Annotated in this window: 7 protein-coding genes; 5 read left to right on the top strand and 2 right to left on the bottom strand. The window is 64.6% G+C overall.

The window, feature by feature from the left end:
• Positions 1 to 159 precede the first annotated feature (159 nt).
• A complete protein-coding gene (locus ACSQ3S_RS16460) occupies positions 160 to 1,800 on the top strand; it encodes a response regulator (RefSeq protein ID WP_176650625.1) in 1,641 nt (546 codons plus the stop codon).
• Position 1,801: 1 nt separating this feature from the next.
• Here ACSQ3S_RS16460 and ACSQ3S_RS16455 read toward each other — a convergent pair whose 3' ends face one another.
• Complete coding sequence (locus tag ACSQ3S_RS16455; RefSeq protein WP_176650624.1) at positions 1,802 to 1,942, bottom strand: hypothetical protein; 141 nt, start codon at positions 1,940 to 1,942, stop codon at positions 1,802 to 1,804.
• 201 nt (positions 1,943 to 2,143) lie between these two features.
• Between ACSQ3S_RS16455 and ACSQ3S_RS16450 the strand changes: the two genes are divergently transcribed.
• The 3 genes from ACSQ3S_RS16450 (at position 2,144) to ACSQ3S_RS16440 (ending at position 5,338) form a co-directional block, all read left to right on the top strand.
• The gene (locus ACSQ3S_RS16450; protein WP_436143043.1) at positions 2,144 to 3,280 is read left to right on the top strand and encodes a sensor histidine kinase; all 1,137 of its coding nucleotides are present in this window, start codon (positions 2,144 to 2,146) and stop codon (positions 3,278 to 3,280) included.
• Positions 3,281 to 3,483: 203 nt separating this feature from the next.
• Complete coding sequence (locus ACSQ3S_RS16445; protein WP_436143042.1) at positions 3,484 to 4,824, top strand: MFS transporter; 1,341 nt, start codon at positions 3,484 to 3,486, stop codon at positions 4,822 to 4,824.
• A 55-nt stretch (positions 4,825 to 4,879) separates the two neighbouring features.
• Complete coding sequence (locus tag ACSQ3S_RS16440) at positions 4,880 to 5,338, top strand: cache domain-containing protein (protein ID WP_436143041.1); 459 nt, start codon at positions 4,880 to 4,882, stop codon at positions 5,336 to 5,338.
• A gap of 13 nt (positions 5,339 to 5,351) precedes the next feature.
• On the opposite strand, the gene ACSQ3S_RS16435 is transcribed toward ACSQ3S_RS16440, so the two are convergent.
• On the bottom strand, positions 5,352 to 8,966 hold the full coding sequence (locus ACSQ3S_RS16435) for a hydantoinase B/oxoprolinase family protein (protein WP_436143040.1): 3,615 nt from the start codon (positions 8,964 to 8,966) through the stop codon (positions 5,352 to 5,354).
• Positions 8,967 to 9,061: 95 nt separating this feature from the next.
• Between ACSQ3S_RS16435 and ACSQ3S_RS16430 the strand changes: the two genes are divergently transcribed.
• Entirely contained in the window at positions 9,062 to 10,582 is a 1,521-nt protein-coding gene (locus tag ACSQ3S_RS16430; RefSeq protein ID WP_436143039.1) for an NAD(P)H-hydrate dehydratase, read from the top strand.
• Positions 10,583 to 10,588 lie beyond the last annotated feature (6 nt).

The following is a 10,588-nucleotide window of genomic DNA, read 5'->3' as shown; positions in this document are numbered from 1 at the left end:
ATTATACCCCTTACCGTTGTCTCTATACAGCGCCAATTACGGCCAAAAACTGCCGGCGAAGCAACATTTTCAGTCTATTTCGTCTCCTAAGGCCTTGAATTCATACATTTTGATTTTCCATGGAGTATCCTAGATTTAACTTTAGATGAGGCACGTAACATGGCGGAATATAGTGAATTGTCGGTGCTGATCGTCGACCCGAACCCTGGGATGCGCGGCAGCCTGCACAATATGCTGAACCAGGCGGGCATCACCAGGATCGAATACGCGGTGAGCTCCGGCACGGCCATCCGCCAACTGGCCAAGAAACCGTTCGACATCGTGCTGTGCGAGTACGACCTGGGCAACGGCAGCGGAGAGAACAACGGCCAGGATGGCCAGCAGCTGCTCGAGGACCTGCGCCTGCACAAGCTGATCGCGCCGTGGACCATCTTCATCATGCTCACCTCCGAGGGCGTCTACAGCAAGGTGATCGGCGCGGCCGAACTGACGCCGACCGACTACGTGCTCAAGCCCTTCACCGTCGACGCGCTGCTGCAGCGCATCCGCAAGGCCGTCGACAAGCGCGACGTGTTCCTGCCGGTCTACCAGTTGGTGGAGAACGGCAACGTGCGCAAGGCCATCGCCGACTGCGTGGGCGGCGAGGAAAAGAATCCCCGCTACGCGATCGACTTCGCCCGCCTGCGCGCCGAGCTGCTCGTGTCCATCGGCGAGCTGGCCGAGGCCGAGATCGTGTACCAGGTGATCCTGATGGCCAAGCCGATCGCATGGGCGCATCTGGGCATGGCGCGCTGCCAGTTCGGCCAGCAGAAGCTGGTCGAGGCGCAGCAGACCCTGCAGGAACTGCTGGCCGACAATCCCAAGTTCATGGCGGCCTACGACCTGCTGGCGCGTACCCACGAGGCCATGGGCCAGCAGGAGGAAGCCAAGAAGATCCTGGAGGACGCGGTGGCCATCTCGCCCAACATGGTCAGCCGGCTGCGGCACCTGGGCGAAGTGGCGTTCGAGACCGGCGACGTCGGCATGGCCGAGAAGGCGTTCAAGCAGGTGGTGGCCAAGGCCAAGTATTCGGAATTCCGCGACCCCGAGGATCACGTCAAGCTGGTCAAGACGCTGGTCAAGAAAGGCGACGCCAACCAGGCCAGCGGCGTGATCCGCGACATGGAACGCTCCTTGCGCGGCGGCGCCAACGTGGAGGCCTGCCGCGCGATCGCGGCCGGCATGCTGCAGGAAATGGCCGGCAACCTGGCCGGCGCGGCGACCGAGCTGACCAACGCCGTCAACGCCATCGGCGCCACGCGCGGCCTGTCGACCGGGCTGAAGATCGGCCTGGTGCACAGTTGCCTGAACGTCAAGCTGGACCAGCAGGCGTCGGAATTGATGCTCAACCTGATGAACGACACCGACAGCGGCGTGTCGATGGACGACGCGGTGGACGTGTTTGAAAAGGCCGGCCGCCACGACCTGGCCGAGGGCATGGGCGAACAGATCAAGCACCAGGTGGACGAGTTGATCGCCCATGCGCACGATCAGCGCAGCCAGGGCGACCTGCGGGCGGCGGTCGATACGCTGAACGCGGCCCTGCGCAAGGCGCCGGCCAACATGGCGCTGCTGCCGGCGGCGACATCGGCCATCCTCAAGCAGCTCGACGACCTGGGCTGGGAAGTACCGCTGGGCGAGCAATGCGCGTTCCTGCTGGAACGCATGCGCAAGATCGACCCCGCCCATCCATCGCTGGAGGCGCTGCAGGCGCAGTACGCCCACACCCAGCGCAAATACGGTATCGCGACGGTCGCCTAGCTCAGATTACCGAGCCGGGGAAGTTGGACCAGTGGGCGATCATGTACCACGAGACGAAGTACAGCGCGCACAGCAGAAAGGCCGACCAGATCGCCGCGCTGGGCGATTTGCGTCCACGCAGCAGCTTGAATAGCGTTCGCATTGTGATTTCTCCTTCCATCCGATTCACCCGCCTCCTGAAAACCTGGACTGTACGCGCCGGCCCGGTGGCGGACAAGCGGCGAATCCGTGGTACCGGATTCCGGTGCCCCAGGTATCGGCAGGCGGACGGCTATGGCTATTGCGAGCGGCGCAAGCTATCATGGTTCGCTGCACCTTGCGCGCTACCGAACAGGCCTTACAAATGAAACTTTCCACCTTTATCCGCAGCAACATAGAAACCATCCTGGTGGAGTGGGAATCGTTCGCGCGGACGCTGCAACCGAAGGATGGTCAAATGTCGCCGCTGGCGCTGCGCGACCACGCCAAGCTGATACTGCTGGCGATAGCGGACGGGATCGATGTCAAGGAGACGCCGGACGAGCAGTACGACAAGTCGCGTGGCGAGGCGCCGGAGGCCACCGGACCGGAAAGCGCCGCCGCGACCCACGGCACGCTGCGCCACACCAGCGGCTTTACGCTGATCCAGCTGACCGCCGAGTACCGCGCGCTGCGCGCCACGGTACTGCGGCTGTGGCTGCCGAAGCTGTCGGCGGTCAACGAAGAAATTGCCGGCGACATGATGCGTTTCAACGAAGCGATCGACCAGGCGCTGGCCGAATCGGTGCTGACGTATTCGAACAAATCGGCCAAGACGCGCGACACCTTCCTCGCCATACTCGGCCATGACCTGCGCACCCCGCTGGCCACGATGTCGATGGCGGCCGCCTATCTGGCGCGCTTGCCGCCGGGCGAGCTGAAGATCGATCAGACGGCGGCGCGGATACAGCGCAGCGTCGACACCATGAGTTCCATGGTCAACGACCTGCTCGACTACGCGAGGACACAGCTGGACGGCGAGATGCCGGTGACGCCGGTAATGGCCGACATCGGCGCGACCTGCCGCACGGCGCTCGATGACGCCCAGGCGGCGCATCCGGACCGCCAGTTCCGCTGGAGCGGCTCCGGCGACCTGACCATCAGCTTCGACCAGCACCGCATGCAGCAGGTGCTGTCCAACCTTCTCAACAACGCCGCGCGCTACGGCACCAACGACGGCCCGGTAACGATGGACGCCAGCGGCACGGCCGAGCAGGTGGTGATCGCGGTGAACAACCGGGGCAACGTCATTCCGGCCGAATCGCTGGCGGCGATCTTCGCCCCGATGGTCAGGCTGTCGGTCGAAGCCAGCGCCGACGGGCCGCCGTCCAGGAGCATCGGGCTCGGGCTGTACATCGCCCAGGACATCGTCGAGGCGCACGGCGGCACGCTCGGCGTCACCTCCAGCGCCGCGGACGGCACCACCTTCACCATCCGCCTGCCGAGAACGGCCGCCGCTTAATTTCAGATTCGCCGCGTTACGCGCCGCATCGCCCCCGAGGCGTTGTGACGCACCACGTCCAGCCAGGTACGCTCCCCTTTTTGCACAGGCCCTCGACGCCGTGCCGTGAATATCATATAAAGCAATAATCGATGCCAAAAGAGCAGTTCCTGACGTGCGGCACACATATAGACTGGAACAATTAATTATAAGGAGACGTACGCATGGGAACTCATGCTAAAACGCAGGCAAATGAACTTCCCAAGGAGATGAGCGATGCAACGGCGCGTTCGCACAAAAATCCATGGCGTGAGATTTGTGCAGCCAGCATAGGCAATGCGCTGGAATTTTATGACTTGTTGATCTATGGTTATTTTGCCATCGTAATTGGCAAGCTCTTCTTCCCTGCTGACAATGAAGCCACGTCCTTGTTGCTCAGCATTGCATCATTCGGCATTTCCTTCGTTACGCGTCCGCTGGGCGCGATCATACTCGGCAGTTATGCCGACCGGGCTGGGCGCAAGGCGTCGTTGACCGTGTCGATCGGGTTAATGATGTTAGGTACGGCCATGATCGCCTTCGTGCCAACCTATGCACAGATCGGCATCGCGGCACCAACCGTTATTGTGGCGGCGCGCATGCTGCAGGGCTTCTCCACCGGCGGGGAATTCGGTGCCGCGACAGCGTTCATGGTTGAACACGCCGACACCAAACGACGAGGTTTTTTCGCCAGTTGGCAAATGTCCACGCAGGGCTTGGCGACAGTCATGGCGGCCGGGATCAGCGCACTCCTGAGCGCCAACCTTAGCGACGCGCAGGTAAGCGATTGGGGGTGGCGGGTGGCGTTCGCTATCGGCCTGCTGATCGGCCCGGTAGGTTTATACATTCGTCGCAATATCGACGAAACCGCCGATTTCAAAAAACTAAGCGCTGCGCAAAAGCGGAAATCACCACTGCGTGAAGTCTTCGCCAACGACTGGCGCAATATGCTCCTGGGCGGCGGTGTATTTGCGGCGGCTACGGCATTTAATTATGTCCATAAAGTTTACATGCCTACCTATGCCATCAAGCAGCTACATCTGCCAGCCAGTACATCGTTCCTGGGGGCGGTGGTCACCGGCGCGGTGCTGATGTTTGCGGCACCGGTTGTCGGCAGTCTGTCCGATCGACACGGCCGGCTTCGCGTCATGATGATCGCACTGATTCTAATCGGAACCACCAGTTTCCCCTTGTTCTTCCTGCTGTCGACCTGGCCTACCGTCATGACGCTGATGCTGGTTCAAGGCTTGGTGGGGCTGCTACTGGCGGTATGCCTGGCGCCCATTCCAGCGCTGCTGGCGGATATCTTCCCGACCAGTACACGTAGCACGGGGCTGGCGCTCAGTTATAACTTCACTGCTACGCTGTTCGGAGGGTTTGCCCCGCTGATTGTCACGCTGCTGATTGACAGTCTGCACAACAAAACAGCGCCAAGTTTCTACGTCATGTCGACCACCGCGATAAGTCTTGCCGCGCTGGTTCTACTGGGCCGGCGAACCGGCGGCGCTGCCGTCTTGCATCGATAAACACCGGCACGGCACAGCGCCGGGCCGCCGCTCTTTAATTCCAAAAAGGTCAGTCATGAAAATTCTTTTGAAACTGCTGTTGCCTGTATGCGCCCTGGCCCTCAACGCCGGAGCCGTTTCTGCGGCGGACAATCCGGCCGATGCCATCGCCTTGGTGGACAAAGGGGTCGGCTATATGAAAAAAAACGGCAAAGCTGCGCTGATCAGCGAGATCAACCACAAAAATCCGATGTTCATCAATGGCAATATTTATCTCGGTATGCGCTCCACCGATGGAACAACTCTGGCGCACCCCATGAACCCGCGAGTAATCGGCAAAAACATGGTGCTGCTGCCCGACGCGGACGGAAAATACTATCGCAAAGAAATCCTGGAGATCGCTGCCAAGACGGGGACAGGCTGGGTAGAGTACCGCTACAACAATCCCAGCACCAACGAAATCGAACACAAAGCGACCTATTTCGTACGCGTGGACGATGTGATCCTGGAGGCTGGGATATACAAGGGCAAGTAAGCCAACGTCCGCCCTACCCCTCCGCCCCCGGAGCGCCGTAGCCGCCGCCGCCGGGGGTTTCGATGATGAACATGTCGCCCGGCCGCATGGCGGTCTTGCCGATGTGCGGCAGTTCTTCCACGCTGCCGTCGGCGCGCACCACGGTGTTGCGGCCCAAGGCGCCCGGCTCGCCGCCGGCCATGCCGAACGGCGCGTGGATGCGGTTGTTCGACAGGATCGCCGCCGTCATCGCTTCCAGGAAGCGCACCTTGCGCACGCCGCCATTGCCGCCGCGCCAGCGCCCCGCCCCGCCGCTGCCTTCGCGGATCTCGTAGCTCTCCAGCCGCACCGGGAAGCGGAACTCCAGTATCTCCGGATCGGTCAGGCGCGAGTTGGTCATATTGGTCTGCACGACGCTGGTGCCGTCGAAGCCCGGCCCCGCGCCCGAGCCGCCGCTGATGGTCTCGTAGTACTGATACCGCTCATTGCCGAACGTGAAATTGTTCATCGTGCCCTGCGCCGCCGCCATCACGCCCAGCGCGCCATACAACGCGTTGGTGATGCAGGTCGACGTCTCCACGTTGCCCGAAACGACAGACGCCGGATAATGCGGATTGAGCATGGAGCCAGGCGGAATAAGGACTTTCAGCGGTTTCAGGCAGCCGGCGTTCAGCGGGATCTCGTCGTCGACCAGGGTGCGGAACACGTACAGCACCGCCGCCATGCATACCGCCGACGGCGCGTTGAAGTTGTTCTCCAGCTGCGCCGAAGTGCCGGTGAAATCGATCTCCGCGCTGCGGTTGGCGTGGTCGACCCGCACCGCGACCTGGATCTGCGCGCCGTTGTCCAGCTGCAGCGTGTAGCTGCCGTCCTTCAAGGCGCTGATCACGCGGCGCACCGCCTCCTCGGCGTTGTCCTGCACGTGGCCCATGTAGGCCTGCACCACGTCCAGCCCGAAATGCGCCACCATCTTGCGCAACTCCTCGACGCCCTTCTGGTTGGCCGCCACCTGCGCGCGCAGGTCGGCCATGTTCTGCTCCGGATTGCGCGCCGGGTAGCGCGCGGCCGCCAGCAAGGCGCGCGTCTCGGCGTCGCGCAACTGGCCGCCGGCTTCCCCGTCCACCAGCTTGAAGTTATTGATCAGCACACCCTCTTCCTCGATCACGCGCGAATCCGGCGGCATCGAACCGGGCGTGGTGCCGCCGATATCCGCATGGTGGCCGCGCGAGCCGACGTAGAACAGGATCTGCGCGCCAGCCTCGTCGAACACCGGCGAGATCACCGTCACATCCGGTAAATGAGTGCCGCCGTTGTATGGATCGTTGAGCATGAAGACGTCGCCGGCGCGCATCCGGCCCGCGTTCTCGCGCATCACGGTCTTGATCGACTCGCCCATCGAGCCCAGGTGCACCGGCATGTGCGGCGCGTTGGCGATCAGGTTGCCGTCGGCGTCGAAGATGGCGCAGCTGAAGTCCAGCCGCTCCTTGATGTTGACCGAGTATGCGGTGTTCTGCAGCCGCAGCCCCATTTGCTCGGCGATCGACATGAACAGGTTGTTGAAGATCTCCAGCATCACCGGATCGGCGCTGGTGCCGATGGCGCGCCGCTCCGGCAGCGCCGTCACGCGCCTGAGCACCAGGTGGTCGTGCAGCGAGACCTCGGCCTGCCAGCCCGCCTCCACGATGGTGGTGGCATTGGCCTCGGCGATGATGGCCGGGCCCTTGACCACATCGCCGATGCGGGTCGAGGCGCGCTGATACAGGTTGGTCTGGCGCCATTTGCCGCCGGTGTACATCGGCACCACCGCATTGGGCATCAGGCCGGAGATGCGGCGCGGCGCCGGCTCCACCGTCTCCGCCGGCGCATCGGACTTGCCGACCGCCTCCACCGACACCGCTTCGACGATCAGCGCCTTGGACGGCATCAGGAAGGAATAGCGCTTGCGGTAGGCCGTTTCGAACTGCGCCTTCATGCTGTCGACGGTATCGAACAGCACGATCAGCGCCGAATCGGTGCCCTCGTAACGCAGGTGCACGCGGCCGATCAGCGCGATGCGCGCGTCGTCCACGCCCTGGTGATGCAGGTCGGCCCGCGCCTGGCGGCCCAGCGCATGCAGGCGCGCCTCCATGTCCACGTGCGCGTCTTCGGACAGGCGCACCTCGACGGCCGCCTCGCGCATCGCCGTCTGGTCGGCCAGTCCCATGCCGTAGGCCGACATCACGCCCGACAGCGAATGCACGAACACCGTCGTCATGCCCAGCGCATCGGCCACCAGGCAGGCGTGCTGGCCGCCGGCGCCGCCGAAACTGGTCAGCGCATATTCGGTCACGTCGTGGCCGCGCTGCACCGAGATCTGCTTGATCGCATTGGCCATATTGCCGACGGCGATTTCGATATAGCCCTCGGCCACCTGTTCCGGCGTGGCCTCCTTGCCGGTGGCGGCGCCGATTTGCGCGGCCAGCTCGGCGAACTTCGCCTTCACCGCCTGCGCATCGAGCGACTGCCGGCCTTGCGCGCCGAACAGCTGCGGGAAATGGTGCGGCTGGATCTTGCCCAACATGACATTGCAGTCGGTGACCGCCAGCGGTCCGCCGCGGCGATAGCTGGCCGGTCCCGGATTGGCGCCGGCGCTGTCGGGCCCCACGCGATAACGGCTGCCGTCGAAATGCAGGATGGAGCCGCCGCCGGCCGCCACGGTGTGGATGCTCATCATCGGCGCGCGCATGCGCACGCCGGCCACCTGGGTCTCGAACACGCGCTCGAACTCGCCGGAATAATGCGACACGTCGGTCGAGGTGCCGCCCATGTCGAAGCCGATCACCTTGTCGAAGCCGGCCAGCTTGCTGGCGCGGACCATGCCGACGATGCCGCCGGCCGGGCCGCTGAGGATGCTGTCCTTGCCCTGGAAGGCGCGCGCGTCGGTCAGGCCGCCGCTGGACTGCATGAACTGCAGGCTCACGCCCGGCAATTCCTTGGCCACCTGGTCGACGTAGCGCCGCAGTATCGGCGACAGGTAGGCATCGACGACGGTGGTGTCGCCGCGCGCCACCAGCTTCATCATCGGGCTGACCTCGTGCGACACCGACACCTGCGTAAAGCCCATCTCGCGCGCCATCTCGGCCACCTTGACCTCGTGCGCGTGATAACGGTAGCCGTGCATGAAGACGATGGCCAGCGAGCGCAGGCCCATGTCGTAGGCGTGCGCCAGTCCGGCGCGTGCGGTGGTCATGTCGAGACCGATCACGGTGTCGCCATGCGCATCCATGCGCTCGTCGATTTCGACGACGTGGCTGTACAGCAGCTCCGGCAGCAGGATATGGCGGTCGAACAGACGCGGACGATTTTGATAAGCGATGCGCAGCGCGTCGCGAAAGCCGCGCGTGATGGCCAGCGCGGTCGGCTCGCCCTTGCGCTCGAGCAGCGCGTTGGTGGCCACGGTGGTGCCCATCTTGACGGCGCCGATCTGCGCCACGGGTATCGGCTTGCCCTTGGCCACGCCCATCAATTGGCGGATGCCGGCGATGGCCGCGTCGGCGTAGTGCTCGGGATTTTCGGACAGCAGCTTCAGGGTGCGCAAGCGTCCATCGGGCGGACGCGCCACGATGTCGGTGAACGTACCACCCCGGTCTATCCAGAACTGCCAATCCATACCTGCCTCGTCAACTTTCGGAAGCGTATATTGTAGAGGCTCCATGGCGGGTGGCATAGCGGCCTTACAACATATTTCAATGTTAAAATTACACGATGAACCCACTCTACTCCTGCGCCGAGATCCGCGCCATAGAACAAGCCGCCGCCGCCGCGCTGCCGGACGGCGTCCTGATGCAAAGAGCCGGACAGGCCGGCGCCAACGCGGCGCTGGACCTGCTGCCGTTCTCCACCGCGCACGCCAAAGTGCTGGTGCTGGCGGGCCCCGGCAATAACGGCGGCGACGCGCTGGAAACAGCGGCCCACCTCGCCTACGCCGGCGCCCAGGTCACCATCCTGCATTATGCGCCTGCGGCCGAGCCTTCGCCCGAACGCGCGGCCGCCATGCAGCGCGCGCAGACCAGCGACGCCCGCTTTGCCGAATTCGAGCAGGCCGCCGTCGCCACCAAGGAATGGAACCTGGTCATCGACGGCCTGTTCGGCATCGGCCTGAAACGACCGCTGAGCGGCGCCATGCGCACGCTGGCGGAAACCGTCAACCGGCTCAAGTGCCAGGTGCTGGCGCTGGACCTGCCCAGCGGCCTCGACGCCGACACCGGCGCCATCGTCGGGCCGGACGGCGTGGCGATCCACGCCACCCACACCATCACCTTCATCGGCGACAAGCCGGGCCTGCACACCTGCGACGGCCGCGACTACGCCGGCCTGGTCGACGTCTCGCGGCTCGATATCGACGCCGCCCATTTCGCGCCGACGCGGCTGCACCTGAACGACGTCAAGTTCTTCTCGCGCCATCTGCGCGCGCGCCGGCACAACACGCACAAGGGCAGCTACGGCAACGTCGCCGTGATCGGCGGCGCGCGCGGCATGGGCGGCGCGCCGCTGCTGGCGGCGCGGGCCGCGCTGCACAGCGGCGCCGGCCGCGTCTATGCGCTGTTTGCCGAGGATGCGCCGGCGTGCGACAGCGGCCAACCGGAACTGATGTGCCGCCTGGCCGGCGATTTCGACCTGGGCACGGCGACGCTGGTGATCGGTCCCGGCCTCGGCGCCGCGCGCCAGGCCCTCGAATTGCTGACGCACGCGATCGCCAGCGGCAGCGCGCTGCTGGCCGATGCCGACGCGCTCAACCTGCTGGCGGCCGATGCCGGGCTGCAGTCGGCGCTGGCGCGGCGTTCCGCCGAAGGCGCCACCGCCACGGCGGTCGTCACGCCGCACCCGCTGGAGGCGGCGCGGCTGCTGGGCGCCACCATCGCCGAGGTGCAGGCCGACCGTGTCGGCGCCGCCCGCAAGCTGGCCGTCAAGTTGAACGCGGTGGTGGTGGTCAAGGGTTCCGGCACGGTGATCGCCGCGCCGAATGGCGACGCCGTCATCAACACCACCGGCAACCCGGCGCTGGCCACGGCCGGCACCGGCGACGTGCTGGCCGGTCTGATCGGCAGCCTGCTGGCGCAAGGCTGGCCGCAGTGGGAGGCCGCGCTGGCCGGCGTCTGGCTGCATGGCATGGCGGCCGACGTGCTGGTCACCGAAGGCAGCGGCCCGATCGGCCTGACCGCCGGCGAGCTGATACCGGCCATCCGCGTGGCGCTGAACCGCATGGTCCAGCACCACGGCCGCTAGCGTTTC

Source organism: Duganella sp. LjRoot269, from assembly GCF_964254095.1.
Classification (GTDB): domain Bacteria; phylum Pseudomonadota; class Gammaproteobacteria; order Burkholderiales; family Burkholderiaceae_D; genus Rugamonas; species Rugamonas hordei.
Note: the sequence above shows the minus strand (reverse complement) of the source record. Positions and strands in the feature narration are given on the sequence as shown.

Coding starts and splice junctions, on each gene's coding strand:
- ACSQ3S_RS16460 (WP_176650625.1), top strand. CDS start 160: ATGGCGGAATATAGTGAATTGTCGGTGCTGATCGTCGACCCGAACCCT.
- ACSQ3S_RS16455 (WP_176650624.1), bottom strand. CDS start 1,942: ATGCGAACGCTATTCAAGCTGCTGCGTGGACGCAAATCGCCCAGCGCG.
- ACSQ3S_RS16450 (WP_436143043.1), top strand. CDS start 2,144: ATGAAACTTTCCACCTTTATCCGCAGCAACATAGAAACCATCCTGGTG.
- ACSQ3S_RS16445 (WP_436143042.1), top strand. CDS start 3,484: ATGGGAACTCATGCTAAAACGCAGGCAAATGAACTTCCCAAGGAGATG.
- ACSQ3S_RS16440 (WP_436143041.1), top strand. CDS start 4,880: ATGAAAATTCTTTTGAAACTGCTGTTGCCTGTATGCGCCCTGGCCCTC.
- ACSQ3S_RS16435 (WP_436143040.1), bottom strand. CDS start 8,966: ATGGATTGGCAGTTCTGGATAGACCGGGGTGGTACGTTCACCGACATC.
- ACSQ3S_RS16430 (WP_436143039.1), top strand. CDS start 9,062: ATGAACCCACTCTACTCCTGCGCCGAGATCCGCGCCATAGAACAAGCC.